General features: G+C 69.5%; 22 protein-coding genes. 4 read left to right on the top strand and 18 right to left on the bottom strand.

The window, feature by feature from the left end; genetic code table 11:
* Window positions 1-90 precede the first annotated feature (90 nt).
* Complete coding sequence (locus tag F8178_RS06700; RefSeq protein ID WP_317493785.1) at window positions 91-888, top strand: lysophospholipid acyltransferase family protein; 798 nt, start codon at window positions 91-93, stop codon at window positions 886-888.
* Here the strand turns inward: F8178_RS06700 and F8178_RS06695 are convergent.
* The 5 genes from F8178_RS06695 to thyX form a co-directional block, all read right to left on the bottom strand.
* On the bottom strand, window positions 875-2,578 hold the full coding sequence (locus tag F8178_RS06695) for a ribonuclease J (RefSeq protein WP_317493784.1): 1,704 nt from the start codon (window positions 2,576-2,578) through the stop codon (window positions 875-877). The genes F8178_RS06700 and F8178_RS06695 overlap by 14 nt on opposite strands.
* Entirely contained in the window at window positions 2,575-3,600 is a 1,026-nt protein-coding gene (gene dapA / locus F8178_RS06690) for a 4-hydroxy-tetrahydrodipicolinate synthase (protein WP_317493783.1), read from the bottom strand. The genes F8178_RS06695 and dapA overlap by 4 nt, the downstream gene beginning before the upstream one ends.
* A 69-nt stretch (window positions 3,601-3,669) precedes the next feature.
* Window positions 3,670-5,229, bottom strand: coding sequence for a protein kinase domain-containing protein (locus tag F8178_RS06685; protein WP_317493782.1), 1,560 nt, complete (start codon window positions 5,227-5,229; stop codon window positions 3,670-3,672).
* Between the two features lie 29 nt (window positions 5,230-5,258).
* Window positions 5,259-5,666 carry an ACT domain-containing protein gene (locus F8178_RS06680; protein WP_317493781.1) on the bottom strand — a complete coding sequence of 136 codons (408 nt, stop codon included), beginning with the start codon at window positions 5,664-5,666 and terminating at the stop codon, window positions 5,259-5,261.
* Window positions 5,667-5,670: 4 nt separating this feature from the next.
* Window positions 5,671-6,423, bottom strand: a complete 753-nt coding sequence (thyX, locus tag F8178_RS06675; RefSeq protein WP_317493780.1) for an FAD-dependent thymidylate synthase — start codon at window positions 6,421-6,423, stop codon at window positions 5,671-5,673.
* Between the two features lie 369 nt (window positions 6,424-6,792).
* On the opposite strand from thyX, the gene F8178_RS06670 reads away from it, so the two are divergent.
* A complete protein-coding gene (locus F8178_RS06670; protein ID WP_317493779.1) occupies window positions 6,793-7,299 on the top strand; it encodes a toxin-antitoxin system HicB family antitoxin in 507 nt (168 codons plus the stop codon).
* Here F8178_RS06670 and F8178_RS06665 read toward each other — a convergent pair.
* A complete protein-coding gene (locus tag F8178_RS06665) occupies window positions 7,296-8,534 on the bottom strand; it encodes a DNA glycosylase AlkZ-like family protein (protein WP_317493778.1) in 1,239 nt (412 codons plus the stop codon). The genes F8178_RS06670 and F8178_RS06665 overlap by 4 nt on opposite strands.
* A gap of 63 nt (window positions 8,535-8,597) precedes the next feature.
* Here F8178_RS06665 and F8178_RS06660 point away from each other — a divergent pair, with 63 nt between their 5' ends.
* Entirely contained in the window at window positions 8,598-9,176 is a 579-nt protein-coding gene (locus F8178_RS06660) for a GNAT family N-acetyltransferase (protein WP_317493777.1), read from the top strand.
* A gap of 2 nt (window positions 9,177-9,178) precedes the next feature.
* On the opposite strand, the gene F8178_RS06655 is transcribed toward F8178_RS06660, so the two are convergent.
* The 10 genes from F8178_RS06655 to F8178_RS06610 all read right to left on the bottom strand — a co-directional run bounded on the left by F8178_RS06655 (window position 9,179) and on the right by F8178_RS06610 (window position 19,417).
* Window positions 9,179-9,628, bottom strand: coding sequence for a hypothetical protein (locus F8178_RS06655; protein ID WP_317493776.1), 450 nt, complete (start codon window positions 9,626-9,628; stop codon window positions 9,179-9,181).
* Window positions 9,629-9,701: 73 nt separating this feature from the next.
* On the bottom strand, window positions 9,702-10,451 hold the full coding sequence (dapB, locus tag F8178_RS06650; protein ID WP_317493775.1) for a 4-hydroxy-tetrahydrodipicolinate reductase: 750 nt from the start codon (window positions 10,449-10,451) through the stop codon (window positions 9,702-9,704).
* Window positions 10,452-11,828, bottom strand: a complete 1,377-nt coding sequence (locus F8178_RS06645; protein WP_317493774.1) for a pitrilysin family protein — start codon at window positions 11,826-11,828, stop codon at window positions 10,452-10,454. It lies immediately after the preceding gene.
* Window positions 11,806-14,031 (bottom strand): polyribonucleotide nucleotidyltransferase, encoded by a 2,226-nt coding sequence (locus tag F8178_RS06640; protein WP_317493773.1) that lies wholly within the window; start codon window positions 14,029-14,031, stop codon window positions 11,806-11,808. The genes F8178_RS06645 and F8178_RS06640 overlap by 23 nt, the downstream gene beginning before the upstream one ends.
* Before the next feature lie 290 nt (window positions 14,032-14,321).
* Window positions 14,322-14,591, bottom strand: a complete 270-nt coding sequence (rpsO, locus tag F8178_RS06635) for a 30S ribosomal protein S15 (protein ID WP_317493772.1) — start codon at window positions 14,589-14,591, stop codon at window positions 14,322-14,324.
* A 294-nt stretch (window positions 14,592-14,885) separates the two neighbouring features.
* Entirely contained in the window at window positions 14,886-15,416 is a 531-nt protein-coding gene (gene thpR / locus F8178_RS06630) for an RNA 2',3'-cyclic phosphodiesterase (protein ID WP_317493771.1), read from the bottom strand.
* Between the two features lie 3 nt (window positions 15,417-15,419).
* Entirely contained in the window at window positions 15,420-15,899 is a 480-nt protein-coding gene (locus F8178_RS06625) for a helix-turn-helix transcriptional regulator (protein WP_317493770.1), read from the bottom strand.
* 89 nt (window positions 15,900-15,988) lie between these two features.
* Window positions 15,989-16,966 carry a bifunctional riboflavin kinase/FAD synthetase gene (locus tag F8178_RS06620; protein ID WP_317493769.1) on the bottom strand — a complete coding sequence of 326 codons (978 nt, stop codon included), beginning with the start codon at window positions 16,964-16,966 and terminating at the stop codon, window positions 15,989-15,991.
* Window positions 16,967-17,045: 79 nt separating this feature from the next.
* Window positions 17,046-17,987, bottom strand: coding sequence for a tRNA pseudouridine(55) synthase TruB (truB, locus tag F8178_RS06615; RefSeq protein WP_317493768.1), 942 nt, complete (start codon window positions 17,985-17,987; stop codon window positions 17,046-17,048).
* A gap of 107 nt (window positions 17,988-18,094) precedes the next feature.
* Window positions 18,095-19,417 (bottom strand): MFS transporter, encoded by a 1,323-nt coding sequence (locus F8178_RS06610; RefSeq protein ID WP_317493767.1) that lies wholly within the window; start codon window positions 19,415-19,417, stop codon window positions 18,095-18,097.
* A 331-nt stretch (window positions 19,418-19,748) separates the two neighbouring features.
* On the opposite strand from F8178_RS06610, the gene F8178_RS06605 reads away from it, so the two are divergent.
* Window positions 19,749-20,846 (top strand): SAM-dependent methyltransferase, encoded by a 1,098-nt coding sequence (locus tag F8178_RS06605; protein ID WP_317493766.1) that lies wholly within the window; start codon window positions 19,749-19,751, stop codon window positions 20,844-20,846.
* Window positions 20,847-20,909: 63 nt separating this feature from the next.
* Here F8178_RS06605 and rbfA read toward each other — a convergent pair whose 3' ends face one another.
* Both rbfA and F8178_RS06595 read right to left on the bottom strand, forming a co-directional pair.
* Window positions 20,910-21,359 carry a 30S ribosome-binding factor RbfA gene (gene rbfA / locus F8178_RS06600; protein ID WP_317493765.1) on the bottom strand — a complete coding sequence of 150 codons (450 nt, stop codon included), beginning with the start codon at window positions 21,357-21,359 and terminating at the stop codon, window positions 20,910-20,912.
* A 156-nt stretch (window positions 21,360-21,515) separates the two neighbouring features.
* Window positions 21,516-21,809: a DUF503 domain-containing protein gene (locus F8178_RS06595; protein WP_317493764.1), complete on the bottom strand. Its 294-nt coding sequence runs from the start codon at window positions 21,807-21,809 to the stop codon at window positions 21,516-21,518.
* Window positions 21,810-21,846 lie beyond the last annotated feature (37 nt).

The following is a 21,846-nucleotide window of genomic DNA, read 5'->3' as shown; positions in this document are numbered from 1 at the left end:
ATTCCGGGCGCGCCGGGCGCTACCGGTCACTCATTGACACGCGTCGCAGGAACAGGACAGGTGGCTCATGCGAAAGTCAGCGAAGATCCGATGGCCGCTTCCACCGTGACCCCCGCGATCTGGCGCAGCCTCCTTGCCGCGGACACCGCCATGGTGCGGCTCGCGGGTGACCTGGTGGTCACTGGCTCGGTGCCGGAGCGCGCGCGGCAGCGCCCGTTACTGCTCGCGGCGAACCACATCGGCGTGTTCGACCCGATGGTGCTGATGGCCGCCTGCAGGCAGCTCGGCCTGGCACCCCGGTTCATGCTGGCAGGCGGGTTACTCGACGCGCCGGTGCTGGGCAAGGCGCTCCGGTCGAGCGGGCACCTGCGGGTGGATCGGGGGAAGGGCAGCGTGCTCGAACAGTTCACACGCGCGGCCGAGCAGGTGCGTCCCGACGCGCCCCCGCTGCTGGTCTACCCGGAAGGCCGCATCAGCCGCGATCCGGGACTCTGGCCGGAACGCGGCAAGACCGGCGCGGCACGGCTCGCGCTGGCGTCCGGGGCGACCGTGATCCCGATCAGCCAGTGGGGCGCACACGAGGCAGTGTACTGGGGAACCGAGACGGTCTCCGGCCTCGCCGACATCGTGCCGCTCGCCCGCTCCGGGCTGACCTCGCCGTTGCGACGCCCCACGTTCCGGGTGCACTTCGGGACGCCGGTGGATCTGTCGGACGTGGAACCCGACCGACCCGGGGCGGGCATGCGCGCCCACCGCCGCATCATGCAGCGGATCGTCGATGGGCTGGTACCGCTGCGTTATGCCGAGCCGGACCGCCCGCGCTTCGTCGACCCCACCCGACCCACGGACGGGTCGAGTCCCTGGAAACCGGGAATCACACCGAGATGACCGTCGGCACGATCATCGGGCGTCGCCGGTAGGTCTCGCCGACCCACTTACCCACCACCCTGCGGACCGCCTGGGCGACCCGGTGGGTGTCCACGATGCCCTCGGACTCGGTTCGTGAGAGCTCCATCTCGATCAGCGGTACGACCTCATCGAGCGCCTTGGGGTCGTCGGAGAACCCGCGCCCGGAGACGGTGGGGGGCGAAACCGCGCGCCCTGTGGCGTGATCGATGGCGACGTTGATCGCGATGAACCCGCCCTCGCCCAGGATGAGGCGATCGGACAGTGTGGACTCACCGACATCCCCGACGGAGAGGCCGTCGACGTAGACGTGCCCGACCTCGAGCCGTCCCGTGCGCCGGGCATGCCCGTCGACCAGGTCCACGACCACACCATTCTCGGCGATCACCACGTTGCTCCGGTCGACACCGGTCTGTACGGCGAGTTCAGCGTTGGCCCTGAGGTGTTTCCACTCACCGTGAACCGGCATCGCGTTGCGTGGCCGGATCGCGTTGTACAGAAACAGCAGCTCCCCTGCCGAGGCGTGCCCTGAGACGTGCACCTTGGCGTTGCCCTGATGCACCACCGTCGCTCCCAGCCGCACCAGCGCGTTGACCACCCGGAACACCGCGTTCTCGTTGCCGGGGATCAGCGAGCTGGCCAGGATCACGGTGTCCCCCTGCCGCAGGCTGATGTTGCGGTGCTCACCGCGCGCCATCCGTGACAGCGCCGACAGCGGCTCACCCTGCGAGCCGGTGGAGACGAAGATCACTTTCGATTCCGGCAGGTTGGCGGCTTCGTCGACGTCGATGAGCAGGCCTTCCGGAACCTGCAGGAAGCCGAGGTCGGCTGCGATGCCCATGTTCCTGACCATGGAGCGGCCGATGAACGCCACGCGGCGACCGTGCCGGTGCGCCACGTCGAGCACCTGCTGCACGCGATGGACGTGGCTGGCGAAGCAGGCCACGATGACGCGCTGCTTGACCTGACTGAGCGCGGATTCCAACACCGGACCGATCTCGCGCTCCGGGGTGACGAACCCGGGGACCTCGGCGTTGGTCGAGTCGATGCACAGCAGGTCGACGCCTTCCTCGCCGAGGCGGGCGAAACCCGCCAGGTCGGTGAGCCTGCCGTCGAGCGGCAGCTGGTCGAGCTTGATGTCGCCAGTGTGCAGCACGGTACCCGCGCTGGTGCGGATCGCCAGCGCCAGCGCGTCCGGAATAGAGTGGTTCACGGCGAAGAACTCGATGTCGAACCCGCCGACCGCGACACGCTCGCCCTCGCTGACCTGGGTCAGCGAGGGGCGCTGCTTGTGCTCCCGGCACTTGGCCTCGAGCAGAGCCAACGTGAACCGGGAGCCGTACACTGGCAGATCGGGGCGCATCCGCAGCAGGAACGGCACCGCCCCGATGTGGTCCTCGTGGCCGTGGGTGAGCACCACGCCGTCCACGTCGTCCAGCCGGTCCTCGATCGCCCGGAAATCAGGCAGGATCAGGTCCACTCCTGGCTGCTCATCTTCAGGGAACAGCACCCCGCAGTCCACGATGAGCAGCCGCCCGGCGTGCTCGAACACCGTCATGTTGCGCCCGACCTCGCCGATACCGCCGAGCGCGACAGTGCGCAACCCGCCGTCCTGCAGCGGGGGTGGTGACTTCGTCGGCCCCGGCCCGAAACTCTGGTTCTCGTCGCTCACTGTGGATAGTTCCCCACGCTGGTGTGTGTCGTCGGTGCGATGTACGCGGCAGCTGAGTCGGTGTGGGCGACTCGCGCACCGTGCCAGTCGGCCTCCTTCGTACCCAGCGGCACCCCGGCCTGCGTGAGGTCCGCGGAGATCGCGTCGACGACCTCCTCGCTCGCAGGCACCAGCGGGAGTCGCGGCTGGCCGATCTCGAAACCCCGCAGCCGCAACGCCGTCTTGGCGAACACCACGCCGCCCACCCGCGAGAAGGCACGTAGTACGGCCAGCATGCCTCGGTGATTGGTACGAGCGGTGGAGGTGTCCCCATTCTCGTACGCCTCGATCATGGCCCGGATCCTGCCTGCCACCACGTGACCGATCACGCTCACCACACCGGCCGCGCCGACCGACAGCCACGGCAGGTTCAACGCGTCGTCCCCCGAGTAGTAGGCGAGGTGGGTGTTGGCGATGACCTCGCTGCCTGCCAGCAGGTCGCCCTTGGCGTCTTTCACCGCGAGGATACGGGGGTGCTCGGCCAACCTGCGCAGCGTGTCCACCTCGATGGGCACCACCGACCGCGGCGGGATATCGTACAGCATCACCGGCAGGTCGACGGCGTCGGCGACGGTGGTGAAGTGAGCGTGCAAACCTGCCTGGGTTGGCCGCGAGTAGTACGGCGTCACCACCAGGATCCCGTGCGCGCCCGCCTTCTCCGCGCCGCGCGCGAGCTCGACGCTGTGCGCGGTGTCGTAGCTTCCCGCCCCGGAGATCACGGTGGCCCGGTCACCGACCGCCTCGACCACGGCACGCACCAGGTCGGACTTCTCGCGGTCACTGGTCGTCGGGCTCTCCCCCGTGGTGCCGTTGACGACGAGGCCGTCATTGCCCAGTTCCACCAGGTGTTCGGCGAGCTCGGCCGCGCGGTGCAGGTCGAGCTCGCCCTCGGCGTCGAACGGTGTCGCCATGGCGGTGATCACACGGCCGAACGGCTGGCCGGGCGCGGCGCTGGGGGCCTGCGGAGTTGACGCTGTGGGCATGCCCCAGACGTTACCTCGTGACCCGCGCCCGTCCCTGCCGGGCCGGAGCGTGCGTACCTGCCCGCGCATTCACTCCAGGTACCGGCTCACCCGCCCCTCGAGCTGATCCCCGTCGCGGTGGGTGACCACACAGGTGACGTGGTACAGCTTCCGCGGCTCGCCGTCCTCGTCGGTCCTGGTCCAGCGCTCCTCGGTGGGGATGAGCGCTCGGTAGCTGAGCACCTCCTGCTTCGGCCGTTCCTGGTACTCGGCCACAATGGCGTCCGATTCGAATGCCAGCTTGCAGCGCTGCTCGGCGTACTCGGCCAGCGCCTCCTCCCCCGGGTACTCGGGGTGGATCCCATCCGCACCGAGGGATGCGAGGGAGTCGCTGCTGGCCACGCTGCGGACCACGTCGAAGACCTCGTAGTCGTGGGGCTCATCACAGTCGACCTGGTTGGTGCCGGTGACCCGACGCCCGGGCTCGATCTGCCCCACGCCGCAAATGCCGTCCCTCGCGCCGTCGAAGCCGAAGGCGATGTCGGCGTCGTCTTCGCTCCCTCTGGTGAGCGTGGGGAGCTGGGCCTCGTCCTCGGTGGGACTGCCGACCCAGTGGCCGAAGGCGGTGCCCGCTGCCAGCAGCCCTACCGCGGCCACGGCGCCACCTGCCGTGGCCAGGCGCCACCGCAGGCGCGGCCGAGCGGCCGGGCCGGTCGACCGCGCGGTGACCGCCATCGTGTTCGGCGGCTGCTGCCTACCGCCCACGGCCTGGGGCGGCGGGGCACCCAGCTGGCCCGCCCCGCTGCCTGTCAGGACCAGCAGCCGCCGCGCCTGCTCGGCCGAGATGCGGCCGCGCGGGTCCGGCGCCAGCAAACCCATGATGACCGATGCCAGCGGCCCCTGCACCCTCGTCAGGTACGGCACTTCGGACACGATCGCGTGCAGCGTCGCCGCCGTCGAGTCGCGTTCGAAAGGCACCACCCCTTCTGCCGCAAAGAACAGTGAGGCACCCAGCGCCCACAGGTCCGAGGCGGGCACCGCCTCCCGCCCGGACACCCGTTCCGGAGCCATGAACGCTGGCGAACCCACCAGCGTTCCGCTGGTGGTCAGCCGCGGATCGTCGACGGCCTGGGCGATCCCGAAATCGGTCAGCTTCACCCGACCGGCCGCGCCGACCATGATGTTGCCCGGTTTGACGTCGCGGTGCACGATCCCCGCATCGTGCGCCGCCCGCAACGCCGAGAGCACCTGTTCACCGATCGCAGCCACCTCAGCGGGCGGAAGCGGCCCACGCGCGGCCACCAGCTGCGCCAGGGTCGGAGCCTCCACCAGCTCCATCACGATGAACGTCGTCTCGCCCTGGGTGACCACGTCGAACACGGTGACCACCGTCGGATCGGACAGCCGCCCCCCGGAGCGCACCTCGCGCAGCACCCTGGCGGCCACCGCGCCCCCGTCGTCCTCCGGCAGCCGGATCTCCTTGATCGCGACCTCGCGGCCGATCACCTGGTCATACCCACGCCAGACCACACCCATGCCGCCGCGGCCCAACTCGCGCTTCAGCACGTAGCGGTCCGCGATCACTCGAGCGCCTGCCGGATCCGTCGGTTGCCCGTCCGTGTGGTCGCCGACACCGTAAGCGCCGGTCACCGTGTCTCACCTCTCCCCAGCAGCATCCGTTACGTCCCGTGCACCTCGTGCCCGGCGTCCTGCAACGCGAGAGTCGCACGCGTCAGGTTGTCCTGCCGGACCAGAACGTGATCGGTATCGAAGGTGGACAGCGAGAACAGCGCCACCCCGGCAGCGGCGAGCTCGCTGGCGATCGCCGCGATGATGCCCGTCAGCGTGAACTCCAGCGGCCCCCGTATCGACAACAGCCGCCACCCTCGCTCCACGACGCCGGTGTCACCGGCGAGCTCGGCCACGACACCGGCCGGGCCGATCACCGAGATCTCCTCGCCGGTCCGGGTCACCGAGACCAGCGAGCCCGCGGCCCCTGCGAACACCTCGGTGGGCACTTCCGCGTGCGCGTCGAGCCGGGCCACGGCGTACTCGCCGGGCATTACGTCGATCGCGAGCCTGCGCATCGGCTCAGCCCTCGGTCACCAGTGGGGAACTGGCGACCTCGGTGCCGTCGGGCAGGGCCGAGATGGTGAAGTCGGCGAACACGTTCTCCGCGACCTTCTGGAGCTGCCGCAGGCATTCCACGGCGAGCCCGCGGATCTCGACATCGGCATGCTCGGTGGCGCGCATGGCGATGAAGTGTCGCCATGCCCGGTAGTTGCCGGTCACCACGATCCGGGTTTCGGTGGCGTTCGGCAGGATGGTGCGGGCGGCCTGCCGCGCTTGCTTGCGCCGAAGCGTCGCGTTGGGCTCGTCGGCGAACCGCTGCTCCAGCCCGGCGAGCAGCTCGTTGTAGACGTCCTGGCTGGCCTGGGCGGCGGCGAGGAACTTCTCGTGCAACTCGGGGTCGTTGGCGATGACCTCCGGCTCCACGAACGCCGCTTCACGCTCGGGAACGTAGCGCTGCGAGAGCTGCGAGTAGGAGAAGTGCCGGTGCCGGATCAGCTCGTGGGTCAGCGAACGCGAGATGCCGGTGATGTAGAAGCTGGCCGACGCGTGTTCGAGGACCGACAGGTGCCCCACCGAGATGATGTGGCTCAGGTAGCCGTCGTTCGTGGCCGTTTTCGGGTTGGGCTTGCTCCACGACTGGTAGCAGGCTCGGCCTGCGAACTCCGCGAGGGCCTGACCACCATCGGCGTCGGTGGACCACGGGATGTCCGGGGGTGGGAAGAACTCGGTCTTGGCGACGAGCTGGACCTTCGGCGATACCGTTTCTGCCACTGTTAGCACCGATCCCCGTATCTCGACTGCAGTGCCCGCTCAGGGCTTACCCACTGAGCCTAGCGGTTGGTCCGGACGCCATTCGGCAGGCGGGGCCTCCCGCCAGGGAGGTCGCGACTGCCGAACCACCTCCCGGCGTCCGGACCAGAGCTCGAAGGGGGACACAGCGGTTGGTCCGGACGCCATTCGGCAGGCGGGGCCTCCCGCCAGGGAGGTCTCGACTGCCGAACCACCTCCCGGCGTCCGGGGCGAGCCGAAGGGCCCCTTGGGTACATATCCGGTACCGAAGGAGTCCTTCGGCTCACCCCCACCGTCGCGGCCCCACGCGCAGCGTTGACGTGATGTCACTTGTGCTGTCACTGTGATGTCATGGACCTGACACCGTATATCTCCTCGTTGCGCGAGGACCTCACGGCGACCGCGGCGGCGGGAGACGAGCACACCCGCAAGGCTGCGGAGACGCTCTCGGGTGCCCTCGAACCCGCGATGCGGCTGACGTTGATGACCGCCCTTTCCGACCTGGCCGCCGAGGTGAGCGCGCAACTGGAGCACCACGAGGTGGACGTCCGGTTGCGGGGCCGCGACGTGCGTGTCGTGGTCAGCCCGTCAGGGCCCCCGCAGGCCGGGGCTGCCCCGAACTCCGCTCCGTTCAGCGAAGGCACTCAGCAGGGCGACATCAGCCGGATGACGCTACGGCTGCTCGACCAGCTCAAGAGCAAGGCGGAGGACGCGGCCGCGGCGCAGGGAGTGTCGTTGAACACCTATGTCTCGCAGGCACTGCAATCGGCGCTGCAAGGCACGGGCCCATGGACGCCGTACCGCCCCCACAACCGGCAGGAGGGGGAGCAGCACCAACAGGAGGGGGAGCCCGACTAACGCCCGCGCACCGCCGACCGCAGCTTCCCTGCCAGGTCACCGTGCTCGGCCACGACGACCTCGCCGAGTCCGAGCCACTCCGCTGTCGACCGCAGCTCCCCAGCCAGTTCGGCAGCGACCCGACCGAGATCCACCCCGGGCTCGGCGAATGCCCCCTGCACGCGCAGCACGCCTGCCGTCCGGTCCGACTTGAGGTCGACCCGCGCGACGAGCGAGCCGTCGAGCAGGAACGGGAACACGTAGTAACCGTAGGTCCGCCGCGACGCGGGGACGTAGATCTCGATGCGGTAGTGGAAACCGAACAGCCGCCGTGTGCGTTCGCGGTTGAAGATCAGCGGGTCGAACGGGCACAGCAGTGCCCTTCCGGTGACCGCGCGCGGCACCCGCGCCGCGGCGTGCCGGTAAGCCTGCTCGCGCCACCCCTGGACTGCGACCGGTTCCAAGACACCGTCCTCCACCAGCTCGGCGACGGCGCGCTTGCTGCGCGCCGGCTCGATCCGGTAATAGTCACGCAGGTCGCCTTCGGTGGCGATACCCAGCGCCACGGCGGCCTTGGCGGTCAGTTCCCGCACGGCATCGGCGGTGTCGATCTCTCCGGCGGTGAGCACGCTGCTGGGCAGGACCCGCTCCGGGAGGTCGTAGCATCGTTCGAACCCCCGGCGGGTGCCTGTAGTGAGCTCGCCGATAGCGAACAGCCACTCGCAGACCCGCTTGACGTCCGAGCGGTCCCACCACGTGCCGCGCGTGCGGCGATCACCGTACCGCCCCAGCTCACGCTCCAGCGCCCCGGCACCGATCGGTCCGAACTCCTTCACAGCCGCCCGCACCTCGTCGGCGATCCGGGGCGCATCGTCGGAAGTGTGCAGCACCGACCGGGGGTGCTCGCGGTAGTGCCGCTCCAGGTCGCGCATCCGGAACCGCAGCAACGGCCAGTCCTCCACCGGGATCAGGCTGGCCTCGTGCGCCCAGTACTCCACCAGCATGCGTGGCCTGCGCGCCGAATCCGACCACGCGGCGTCGTCGACCACCCGCGTCGGGTACGGGCCCAGCCGAGCCAGCAACGGCGCATAGTGCGCGCGGAATGCGACGTTGACCGAGTCGAGCTGGAACAGCTGGGTCCGGGACAGCACCCTACGCAGGTGTGTCCTGGTCGGTGTGGTGCGGGGAGCGCGATCGGCGAAACCCTGCGCCGCCAGCGCGATCCGGCGCGCGGACTGGGAACTGATGGTGCGCATGGGCCGCATCGTGTCACGCCCCACCGACACCACCGACCGAGGCGTGGCAGGTAGGTTGCGGGTATGGCCCGCGTAGCTGTCCACCTCGCCGCGCCCGACGACGCGTCCGCGATCGCCCGCATCCAGCGGGACACCTGGCGCTTCGCCTACCAGGAGGTGCTGGACCAGGCCGCGCTGGAGGCACTGGACTCCGGCGACGTCGAGCGCGAGTGGCGCGAGGCGATCGGCCACCCGGAAACAGACGTGTTCGTGGCCACCGAAGGTGGCCACACGGTGGGATTCTCGGTGTCCGGCCCGGCTCCTGAGGAGGAGCTCGCGGGGCCGCGGGGGGAGTTGCCGGAGGACTCGGTCCATATCGGCCTGATAGCGACCGCGCTCGTCGAACCGCGGTGGCAACGCAGGGGACACGGCGGCAGGCTCATCGCCGCCGCGGCACGCGCCCTGCGCTCGCGCGGCGCGAACCGGGGGATGACGTGGGTGGCCGAATCCGACTCGGCCACGCTGAGCTTCTACCGCGACATCGGGTGGCATCCGGACGGCACGGTCCGCACGCTGGACACCGGCGGGGTCACGCTCCGCGAGATGCGGCTGTTCGGCACCCTCGAGTTGCGGGTGACCGAGCCCGCCCACGGCGCGAGTTGAGTTCAGCTGCGGTCGGCCAGCTCCAGCGCCCGCCGCATCGTCTCCCTCGCCCTGCGGCGATCCCCGGCGATGTCGTAGGCATAGGCCAGCCGGTACCAGCACCGCCAGTTGGTCGGATCCTCCACCACCTCGGCGCGGCGTTGCTCGAACCAGCCGTCCGCGGCGTCCCTGTCGATCCTGCCACTCGGCCTGCGCGGCAACTCGGACACGTCCGGCAGCCCGCCCTCAGCCGCCAAGGTGCGGGCGAGCCGCTGGACACGCAGTCCGGACCGCCAGGTGGCCACCGCGGCCCAGATCCCGATCAGCGGCAACAGCAGCACTCCAGCGCCAAGCAGCACCGCCGCCGTCTCCCCGGTACGCACCAGCTCGATTCCTCGGCCAGCAAGCAGCACCACGTACAGCCCGAGCGCCGCGGTGAACACCACGGCGGTGATCAATGTCGTGTTCCGCACAGCGCGTGTCCTCACCTGTTCCAATTCGCCCGGCCCGTTGCTCTCGCCCGCCTCGGTCCCGGGCAGCGACCCCCTAGACATCCAGCAGTTTGTCGAGCCCGACGGTCAGGCCGGGGCGTAAGGGAACCTGCCGGACTCCCAGCAGTACACCGGGCATGAACGACGCGCGGTCCAGCGAGTCATGCCTGATCGTCAGCGTCTCACCCGCCGAACCGAACAGCACTTCCTGGTGGGCAACCAGCCCGGCCAGCCGTACCGAGTGCACCGGCACGTCCGCGACGTCCGCCCCTCGGGAACCCGGCATCGCCGAAGTCGTCGCGTCGGGGTTGGCGCCGAGGCCCGCTGATTCGCGTGCCTGGCCGATCAACCGCGCGGTGTGGGCCGCTGTCCCTGACGGGGCATCCACCTTGCGATTGTGGTGCAGTTCGACGATCTCGGCGGTCTCGAAGTACCGGGCGGCGACCTCGGCGAACCGCATCGTCAGCACCGCGCCGAGCGCGAAGTTCGGTGCGATCAGCACACCGGTACCGGTTCCTGCGACCCAACCGTCCACCGTGGCCAGCTTCGCTTCGTCGAAACCGCTGGTACCGACGACGGCGTGGATGCCGGCCTCGGCGCAGAAACGCAGGTTGTCCATCACGGCCTCGGGGTGGGTGAAATCCACAGCGACTTCCGCGCCCGCGTCGGTCAACGCCGAGAGCGCGTCCGATTCGTCCACAGTGGCCACCAGCGTCATGTCGCCGGCACCGTCGACGGCCTCGCAGACCGTGGCACCCATTCGCCCGTTGGCGCCGAGCACCCCGACACGGATCCCACCACTCATCTATCCCATCACCTCGCGCAGCTCGTCGGGCAGTTCGTCGATGTGAGCGTACGGGCCGACGACCGCCGCCGCACGGGCGGCGCCCGGTCGCGGCACTACCCACCCGGCGAGCTCGGCCACCTCGCCGACGCCGACCGCGTCGATCCGGGTCAGCGCCTCCTCGACATCGATGTGCCTGCCGTAGTTCAACTCGTTCTTGCCCAACCGGGTCATCCTGGCTGCGGTGTCCTCCAGGCCGAGGACGAGCCCGCCCCGCAGCTGGCCCTTGGCACGGTCGAGCTCGGCAGCATCCAGACCGTGTTCGGCGACCCCGGCGAGCACCTCGCTGATCACCGCGGTGGTCTCGCCCAGCCTGCCCGGCTGGCACCCCGCGTACACGGCGACATGCCCGGTGTCGGCATAGCTGGCGATCGAGGAATACACCTGGTACGCCAGACCGCGTCGCTCGCGGACCTCCTGGAAGAGCCGGGAGCTCGTGCCCCCGCCGAGGGCGGCATTGAGCACGCCCAACGCGTACCGGCGCTCGTCGTGCCGGTCCAGGCCGGGCGCGCCGAGCATGAGATGGGCCTGCTCGATGTCGTCTCCGGTGAGAACCAGGCCATCGCCGCACCCGTAGTCGTTCGTATCCCGGCTTCCCTGCCTGGGCCCCACCGGCTCCGCATCGGGAAACCGGTCATCAAGCGCCTCGCGAACCAGACCGAGCAGCCGCTCGTGGTCGATGTTGCCCGCGGCGGCGAGCACCATGTTCGGCGGCCGGTAGTGGTCGCGGTAGAAAACGCGCAGTGCCGCCGCGCTCATACCGGCGACCGAATCGTGGGTACCGAGCACCGAGCGACCCACGGGATGGTCGCCGAGCATCGACCGCAGGAACATCTCGTGCAGCAGGTCCTCGGGATCGTCGTCGCGCATGGCGATCTCGTCGAGGATCACACCTCGTTCGGTGTCCACATCGGCGTCGCGACACGCGGCGTCGAACACCAGGTCAGTAAGCAGATCGACCGCCAGAGGCAGGTCGTGGTCCCGTACGTGGGCGTAGTAGCAGGTGTGTTCCTTGGCGGTGAACGCGTTCAGCTCCCCACCGACGGTGTCGATCTCCTCGGCGATGCCGGTCGCGTCACGCCTGCCCGTGCCCTTGAACAGCATGTGCTCCAGGTAATGCGCGGCACCCGCTCTCGCGACTGGTTCGTCCCGCGACCCGGTGCCGACCCAGACACCCACGGCGGCCGAGCGCATCCCCGGCATCCGCTCGGTGACCACGCGTAACCCGCAGCGCAGTACCGAACGTTCGACCACGGCGCGGTCACCAGCCGGTTCGGGGGTGACCGCGCCGTGGTGGAGCTGGTAGCTCAGCGGGTCAGCCGGAGGCCTCGGCGTCATCCTCTTCGCTGACCAGTACCAGACTGATCTTGCCGCGCTGGTCGATGTCGGAGATCTCCACGCGGATCTTGTCCCCGACGTTGACGACATCCTCTACCTTGTCGATGCGCTTGCCGTTGCCCAGCTTCGAGATGTGTATCAGGCCGTCCTTGCCGGGTAGCAGCGAGACGAAGGCGCCGAATGCCGCCGTCTTGACCACGGTTCCCAGGAAGCGCTCCCCGACTTTCGGAAGCTGCGGGTTGGCGATCTCGTTGATCTTGTCGATCGCCGCTTCGGCGGACGGGCCGTCGGTGGCGCCGACGTAGATCGTGCCGTCGTCCTCGATCGAGATCTCCGCGCCGGTCTCCTCGGTGATCGAGTTGATCATCTTGCCCTTCGGCCCGATGACCTCGCCGATCTTGTCCACCGGCACGGTCACCTGGGTGACACGCGGCGCGTACGGGCTCATCTCGTCCGGCTCGGCGATCGCCTCGTTCATCACATCCAGGATCGTCAGCCGCGCGTCCTTGGCCTGACCCAAGGCGCTGACCAGCACGTCCGAGGGGATGCCGTCGAGCTTGGTGTCCAGCTGCAACGCGGTGATGACGTCCTTGGTGCCCGCGACCTTGAAGTCCATGTCGCCGAAGGCGTCCTCCGCGCCGAGGATGTCGGTCAGCGCGACGTAGGACGTCGTGCCGTCCACCTCGTCGGAGACCAGGCCCATCGCGATACCTGCCACCGGAGCCTTCAGCGGGACGCCCGCGTTGAGCAGCCCCATGGTGGACGCGCACACCGAGCCCATCGAGGTAGAGCCGTTCGAGCCGAGTGCCTCGGACACCTGCCGGATCGCGTACGGGAACTGGTCACGCTTCGGCAGCACCGGGATCAAGGCGCGCTCGGCGAGCATGCCGTGCCCGATCTCCCTGCGCTTGGGCGTTCCCACACGACCGGTCTCGCCGGTGGAGAACGGGGGCATGTTGTAGTGATGCATGTACCGCTTGCTGGTCTCCGGCGAGAGCGTGTCCAGCGACTGCTCGAAACGCAGCATGTTCAGCGTGGTGATGCCGAGGATCTGCGTCTCGCCACGCTCGAACAACGCCGAACCGTGAGCACGGGGAACCACGCCGACCTCGGCGGCCAGCGACCGGATGTCGGTGAGTCCCCTACCATCGATACGGACCTGGTCACGCAGGATGCGCTGCCGGATGAGGTGCTTGGTCAGCGAGCGGAACGCCTCGCTCGCCTCCTTGTCCCTGCCCTCGTAGGTCTCGCCCTCCTCGAGGCCGAGCTTGGCGAGGGTCTCGGTCTTGACCTCATCGATGGCGTCGTCCCTGTCCTGCTTGCCCGACACGCTCAACGCCCTGGTCAGCTCGTCGGTGGCCAGGTCGGCCACGGCCTGGTAGATGTCCGGCTGGTAAGCGGGGTACAGCGGGAAGTCACCCACCGGCTCGCCCGCGGCGTCGGCCAGCCGCTGCTGCGCCCGGCACAGCTCGCGGATGAACGGTTTCGCCGCGTCGAGACCGGCGGCGACCGCCTGCTCGTCCGGGCCCGGAGCGCCCTCGGAGACGAGGTCCAGGGTTTTCTCGGTGCCCTCGGCCTCCACCATCATGATCGCCACGTCCTCGTCGGTGGCGCCCGCGCCACCGTCGATGAGGCGCCCCGCGACCACCATGTTGAAGGTGGCCCGCTCCAGCTGCTCCCAGGTGGGGAACGCGACCCACTGACCATCGATCAGCGCGATCCGCACGCTGCCGATCGGCCCGGAGAACGGCAGGCCACCGATCTGGGTCGATGCCGAAGCGGCGTTGATCGCCAGCACGTCGTACGGGTCACCGGGGTGCAGGCTCTGCACCGTGATCACGATCTGTACCTCGTTGCGCAGCCCGTCGGCGAACGACGGCCGCAGCGGCCGGTCGATCAGGCGGCAGGTCAGGATCGCGTCGGTGGATGGCCGCCCTTCACGGCGGAAGAACGCCCCGGGGATACGGCCAACCGAGTACATCCGCTCCTCGACGTCCACGGTGAGCGGGAAGAAATCGAGCTGCTCCTTCGGCTGCTTCGACGCGGTCGTCGCCGACAGCAGCATGGTCTCGTCATCCAGGTACGCGACCACGGCACCGGCCGCCTGCTTGGCCAGCCGGCCGGTTTCGAAGCGGACGGTGCGGGTGCCGAACGTCCCGTTGTCGATGACGGCTTCCGTCTCGTGTACAACGGCTTCAGTCATGTAGATGTGTCTCCTCGTCAATGACGAGCAGGGCCGCGGTCCCACCTCTGATGTGGATGGGCGAGCGAGAGACGAGGCCGGTCATCGATCGAAGTCTCCGGGGGCCACCATGACGAGCCCGGATATCCGGAAACCACCACCGAGGACCGGCGATTGCGCTCCCTCGCACGTTCCAGCCCTGCCCTCCTTAGTCTCGTGTGGTTGTAGGACGAGGGGAGGCTCCGTGCGCTGCACGGTCCGGCCGCTACGCGACACGGAGCGTCCCCTGCGCCAACTATGTCATCAGCATCTCACCTGCGGACCCCGAGACGCTGGATCAGCGCCCGGTACCGCTCGATGTCCACCTGCTTGAGGTAGTCCAGCAGTCGGCGGCGACGGCCGACCAGCAACAACAGACCACGGCGAGAGTGGTGATCGTGCTTGTGCTCCTTGAGGTGTTCGGTCAGCCCGACGATGCGCTTGGTCAACAGCGCGACCTGCGCCTCGGGGGAGCCCGTGTCGGACTCGTGCAGGCCGAAATCCTTCAGCACTTCCTGCTTCTCTTGGGTGGACAGCGCCACGCGATACTCCTTGTTCCTCGTACCGTGTACTACCGGATGCCCGCTGGCCTCCGGTACGGATTCCTTGCCGAGACCTCGCCCCGGTCGCGGCCGCGATGCGGTCGCCGAGCCTCCGGGGACTCGACCGGCACCTCACCGGGGGTTCCGCCGGGAGGAGGCCCGGGGGTCACGCCGTCACGGACTACAGCCTGACCCGATTGTCCAGCGTATCAGGTAACCTGCCCAGCACATCTGCCGAGGCGTTCCCGTCCCCGGTCACACCGCCGGTCGCGCTGCCGGTCACGCCGGAGCAGGTCACTCGGTGGCCAGCGGGAAACGCTCCACCTCGGTGTACCGCGGCCCGTCCCGGTACAGCTCGCTGCGCATCAACACCAGCTCGCGGGCCGTCCAGACCGGCCCCCGATAGCCCGCCAGCGCCTCCGCCCAGCGGCGCGCCGTGGTGTTGGCCGTGCGCCCCTTTCCACGCGCCAGCGTCAGGTGGGGGTGGTACGGCCGCGCGCTCTCGTCGACACCCGCGGCGCGCGCCACAGCGCGCAGCCGCTCGCGGTCCCCGGTGATGCCGACCCAGAGCACCCCCGGGAAGGTGCCCGCACCGTCGAGCCGGAGTTCGACGGCGCGGTGCCCGGCTACCTCCCTGCCCAGCATCCGGGTGCGGCGCCCGGGATCGTCCTCACCGTAGAAGGCCACCGTGACGTGCCACAGCGACGCCGCCACCCAGCGCAGCGGCTCGTGTTCCCCCGAGGCACGGCGACCGTGCCTGCCGAGCTCGGCATCGAGGTCGTCCAGGACCTCCCGCGGCGGCACGATGGCGGTGAACAGCCGCATGCTTTACTCCGCGTTCGCTGCCCTGCGCAGCAGGTCGGCGACCACCGGGAAGTCGCCGCCCAACCGCTCCGAGGCGGCCACCAGATCCTCGCCATCGGCGATATCGCGCAGCACGGCCAGCAACGTCGACTCTTCGATCCCCCGGTGGACGGGGAGGTCGTCGCGCCCGACCGAGGGGGTCGAGTCACGCACCTCGTCCATCGCCCGGATCATCGCCTCACGCACGCCCGCCGCCACACCAGGCGTGAGGACCTTGCGCTCCAGCATGATCAACCGCGCGAGCACGGCGGGGTTACCGATCTTCGCCCGCCGCCCGCTCATCACCTGGCTCAGCATCGGGGCGCTAATGCCGAGCACCTCGGCGAGGTAGGCCTGCGAGACGTCGAACGCGACGATCAACCTGCGCACACGGTCACCGAGCGGCTCACCGTACCACTGGCGCTGCAGCTCGATATTCTTCTGAATAGCGCTGATCTCCTCCACCGTCTGCCTTCCCCTGTGTCACTCGCCGCACCAGCCGCGACACCGCACCAGCCGTGCCCAAGGACGATCCCCGCCGCACCCGCGGGTGATCACGCCAGGCCCAGGGTGGCGCGGGTGTGCTCGACGTCTGCGCCGATCTGGTCGACCAGCTCCCCAGTGGTAGCGAACCCCACCATGTCCCGCAACCGCGCCACGAAATCCAGCGATACATGCTGGCCGTAGAAATCCTCGTCCACCCCGAGGACGTAGGCTTCCACACTGCGCTCCCTGCCCGAGAAGGTGGGGTTGGTGCCGACGGAAACCGCGGCGGGCAACGGCTGTTCGGGATGCGTCGCGCAGTTGAACCAGCAGCTGTAGACCCCGTCGGCCGGGATCGCGGCGAACCGCGGTGTCGCGAGGTTGGCTGTCGGGTACCCCAGCGCGTTGCCGCGCCCGTCCCCCCGCACCACGATGCCTTCCAGCCGGTGCGGCCGACCGAGAGCCGCAGACGCGGCAGCCACGTCACCCGCGTCGATGCAGGAACGTATATAGGTCGACGAGTAGGTGATCTCGCCCTGCAGCAGTTCCCCCGCGGCACTGCCCCCCTCCACCTGCGCGCCCTGCAACTCGGCTCCGTAGGCCACGTAGCCGAAACGCCTGCCCAGCTCGCGCAGCAACGTGATGTCCCCCGCTGCCTTCGCACCGAAGGTGAAGTTCTCCCCGACGACCACCACGGCGGCGTGCAACCGGTCGACCAGGATCTCGTGCACGAACTCGTCGGCGGTCAACCGGGACAGCTCCAGGGTGAACGGCAGGACGCACATCACATCGACCCCGAGCGACTCGATCAGCTCGGCCTTCCGGCGCAGGGTCGTGAGCTGCGCCGGGTGGCTTCCCGGACGCAGCACCTCGGAGGGGTGCGGGTCGAAGGTCAGCACCACACTGGGAAGGTCGCGCTCCCTGGCGACCTCCACGGTCCTGCGGATCAGCTCCTGGTGCCCGAGGTGAACGCCGTCGAACACGCCGATGGTCACCACGCACCGTCCCCAGTTCCCGGGCAGGTCCTCGAGTCCTCGCCAACGCTGCACGGCCACGAGCGTATCGAGGGACACGCTCCGCCACACGGCGGGGCGCGCCGCGGCACCGGTGCCGCGACTGCCGCCTACTTCACGCCGGCGCAAGCACTACCTGGAACGTGCATCGAGGCCCCTCATCGGTGGCGAGCGCGAGCGCCCGACCATCGGGGTCCACGATGCCGTAGGTGCCGTGGTAGCCCGCCGCCGGTATCCGCTGCCCGTGCCGCACCGCCCGCGCGGTCGCCGCGTCCACCGAGCGCAGCGGGAACGCCCGCGCCACTACGTCGTCCAGGCCGAACGCCGGTTCCGACCGCTCAGCCAGCTGATCGAGGGTGCGTGCCTCGGCCAGCCCGAACGGCCCGGCAGCGGTCCGCCGCAGCGCCGTCAAGTGCCCGCCGACGCCGAGCGCGGCACCCAGATCGCGGGCGAGCGCGCGCACGTAGGTTCCCGACGAGCAGTCCACCAGCACATCCAGCTCGATACGGTTCGCCGTGCCCGGCTCGGACGCGTCATCCGGTCCGGTGGCTTCCCTGCGCAGCGCGAGGCGATCGAAGCGGTACACGGTGACCGGGCGAGCGGGAAGGTCCACCTGCTCCCCAGCCCGCACCCTGGCATAGGACCGCACTCCGTCCACCTTGACCGCGCTCACCGCGCTCGGCACCTGCTCGATATCGCCGGTGAGCTCGGCGACCGCGGCATCGATCCGCTCATCGGTGAGTTCGGCCAACTCACAGGCCCCGGCTTCACCCAGCGGCTCGCCCTCGGCGTCATCGGTGGTCGTTGCCGCTCCCAGCGTGATCGTGGCCAGGTAGGACTTCCGGTCGAGGGTCAGGTGCCCGAGGATCTTGGTAGCCCGCTCGACACCGATCACGAGCACGCCCGTGGCCATCGGGTCGAGGGTGCCCGCGTGCCCAACCTTGCGTGTGCCCACGATCTTGCGGATACGCGCGACCACGTCGTGCGAGGTCATCCCCGCCGGCTTGTCGACAACGAACAGGCCGGGCCGTACTCCGCGGCTGTCGTGATGCTGCATCGCCTGCACGGTACCGGTACATTACCCGCGCCCCGGTGCCCCGCAGCCGGGCCCCGCGTCCGGGCCCCGCGTCCGGGCCCCGCGTCCGGGCACCCAATGCCGGGTGGTCACGACGGGGCCGGCCGGTCCCACAGGCGCTTGCGCAGCAGGACCGGCACGTCGTCGCCCCTGGCCTGCGCGGCGAGCACCGCAGCACGCGCGCGCAGCAACCACACCAGCAGCCGGTAGCCCGCCAGCACCAGCATCGCCACCATCGCGAGGAACGCGAGCCGGTAGTTCCCCCCGGTGAGCTCGAGCACCACACCGATCGCGAGCGCGGCCACGGTTGTCGCCACGAAACCCCCCATGTTCACCACGCCGGTCGCGGTGCCGACTCGACCGATCGGGTTGTAGTCGCGGGCGAGGGCGAAACCGACCGTCGACACCGGTCCCCCCAGCGCGAGGAACGCGAAGCACGGCAGCAGCACACCGAGCGGCACTACCCCCGACCAGCTCAGCAACACCGACCATGTCACGACCGCGCCCGCGAGGTAACCGACAACCAGCACCATGCGGGCGGCTGGCCAGCGACCGATGATCGCCCCAACCGCCGGGCCGGTCACCATCGCGGCGATCACCAGCGTCATGATGATGCCGCTGGCCTGCTCCCTGCCGCGCCCCTGCGCCTCGACCAGGAACGGGACACCCCACAGCAACTTGAGCACCATCGGCGCGAACATGGTGGAGAAGTGTGTCCAGAAACCCACGCGGGTTCCCGGGACCGACCAGGCTTGGGCGACCTGCGTGCCGATCGCGCGCACCGACAGCGACCCTCGCTCGTCCCGCGGCTGCGAACGGGTGTTCGGGGTGTCGAGGACACGCCACTGCACCATCGCGGCGTAGGCCAGGGTCAGGGCGCCGGCGAACAGGAACGTGACGATCCAGCCGGGACCGCCGAGCAGCAGCGCGAGCGGCACCGTGGCCGCGAGGTTGCCCGCGAATCCCAACGCACCGGTGAGTGTGGCCACGATCGGGTACTGCCTGGCTGGGAAGTGATTGGCCGCCAGCCGCAGCACGGAGATGAACGTCAACGCGTCCCCCAACCCCAGTACACCCCTGGCCAGCAGAGCCAGCGGGTAGCTACCCGCGACCGCGATCAGCACCTGGCCGGTTCCGAGCAGCAGGGCAGCCACGGTCAGCACCCGCCGCGGGCCGAACCGGTCCACCAGCACGCCGGTCGGCACCTGCATCGTGGCGTACACGGCGAGCTGGAGCACGGTGAACGAGCTCAGCGCCGCAGGCCCGATACCGAATCGCTCGGCTGCCTCCAACCCGGCCACCCCGAGTGACGTGCGGTGGAACACGGCCAGTACGTACACCACGGCGGCGGTGAACCAGATCAGCCAGGAACCGGCACCGGCAACCGAGAGGGGCACGCGCTGCGCTGGCACGCCGGGGATCCACCCTTCCTCGAGCGGCACGAACGATCGGCACGGCACGGGAAGGTGTCCCGATCAGCGAGCCCTCCACGCACCGGAGCTCAGCGTCGCAGCCCGACCCGCCCGGCCGGACCGGTACGTGCGGTACGACACATCACCCGCCACACCTCGCCACCCCCAGCCATGCCGCGGCGGGCGCACACCGGACCGGTGCCGGATCCGCGCCGGATACGATGGTTCCCGGCCGCCACCGTGGCGCCTCCGGCCACGAGCGCGCGGCAGTCAGCGCGCAGGTCATCACCAACCACCAGCGAGTCCTCAACAAGTCGTCACGAAGGAAGCCATGACGCGGTACGCGATCCTCCTGCTGCCCGCGGCGAACCGGGTATACGCCGACGCCTCGCCCGCGCTGCTACGCGCGGAGCTCGCCGCGTTCAGCGAGCGCGCCCTCGACGGTGAGATCGACGGCATCGACCAGACCCGGATCGCGGGCGTCGACTACGTCACCTTCACGGCGCAGGAGCCGCTGAGCGAGCGGGACATCGCGTTGCTGTCGAACCTGTCGAGCGTGTATGCCCTGTTCGAGCTGACCGGCCCGGATACCGCCGGGAACGCCGACTCGGCCGGGGAAGCTGCCCCGCTGCTGCGTCCGGTTTCGCTCGCGCCCCTCGACCGCTTCGACTCCGATCTGCTCACGATCCAGAAGTACTCGGGCAAGACCAACGAGATGTTCACCAAACTGCTGCTCAACATGGCGTGCCTCGGCATGCACCGACCGGCGGCGATGCTGAGCAAGCGGCTCGCGCTTCTCGACCCGCTGTGCGGCAGGGGGACCACGCTCAACCAGGCGATGATGTACGGCTTCGACGCCGTCGGTGGCGAGGCCGACGGCAAGGATTTCGAGCAGTACGAGCGGTTCATCAAGACGTGGTTGAAGGACAAGCGGATCAAGCACACCGCCGACTCCGGCCAGCTCCGCAAGGACAAGCGCAGGCTCGGCCGCAGGCTGGATATCACCTACGCGGCCACCAAGGACGCGTACAAGGCCGGTGACGTGCAGCAGCTGAGCTTCCGCAACGTGGACACGCTGGTACTCGACGAGCTCTACCCCGCACGGTCCTTCGATCTGGTCGTCGCCGACGCCCCATACGGCGTCCAGCACAGCAGCCGCAGACACACTCCGGACGAAGCCACCTCGCTGTCCCGCAGCCCGCGCGAGCTGCTGACGGCTGCAGTGCCGGTCTGGGAGCGGCTGCTCCGGCCGGGCGGTGCAATGGCGATCTCGTGGAACACCTACACACTGCCCAGGGAGGAGCTGACCGGGCTGCTGAGCCGGTCCGGCCTGGCCGTCCACGACAGGCCACCGTTCGACGGGTTCCGCCACCGCGTGGATCACGCGATCGTGCGGGATCTGGTGGTGGCGAGCAAACCACCGAAGTGACCACCCGAGAAGGCTTGCGGCCGAGGTGACGTCCAGCGTGGCAGGCGCGCTCGCCGCTGCCGCTCAGTCGCTGGTGTCGGTGCCCTCGTCCGGCTTGTACGGATCCGGGTCACCAGCCGGTTCTGCACCCGTCGCCCTGCGGGCCACCTCGGCGTCGGCTTCCTTGGCCTTGGCGAGCAGCTCGTCGATCCGCTGCGCGTCAGCGGGAACGGAGTCGGGCACGAAGCTCAGCGTCGGGGTGAACCGCACGCCGATGCTCTCACCGACCTTGCTCCGCAGGACGCCACGCGCGGACGCAAGCGCCGCGGCCGCGCCCGCGGTGTCCGGCACGGCCTCCAGGTTCTCGCCGAGCACCGTGTAGTACACCGTCGCGTCGCGGAGATCCCCCGTGATCTTGGCGTCGGTGATGGTGACACCCGCCAACCTGGGATCCTTGATCTCGTGCTCGATCGCGGACGCGACAACCTGTCCGATGCGCTTGGCCAGTCGCCGAGCGCGAGCGTGATCAGCCATAGCCCCTCTCCACAACTCGTTGCGCCGTGCTCGGCGAATCGTGCACCTCCGCGACGGCGCGCGCCACGATACCGCCGGCGTCCGCCGCGCGAGGCCTCCCCCGGTTCCCGGTCGCAACCGGCACCGGATACACAACCCGACCTGGGCACAAGCCTGTCAATCCTCCGGGCCGAGCCACCTCCTGCGAGCCGACAGCAGCTCGAACTCGGGCAGTCCAGCCACGTGCCGCTCGCACGCGTCGAGAATGTCCCGCACGTGCACCGCATCCGAGGCAACCGTCGCCACCCCGAGCAGTGCCCTGCGCCGCAGGTCGACATGCCCGGCCTCGGAAGCCGCCACTTCGAAACGCCGCCGCAGCTCGGAGATCACCGGCCGGACCGCGGACCGCTTCTGCTTGAGCGACCGCACATCGCCCAGCAACAGATCGAGCTCGAGCGCCCCAACGTACATGGTGTCCTCGCTGGTCTGGCGCGGGCGGGTGAACCGG

The sequence above is a fragment of the Haloechinothrix sp. LS1_15 genome (genome assembly GCF_033042135.1).
Classification (GTDB): domain Bacteria; phylum Actinomycetota; class Actinomycetes; order Mycobacteriales; family Pseudonocardiaceae; genus Haloechinothrix.
The sequence above is the reverse complement of the archived record's forward strand: the minus strand, read 5'-3'. Positions and strand labels throughout refer to the sequence as shown.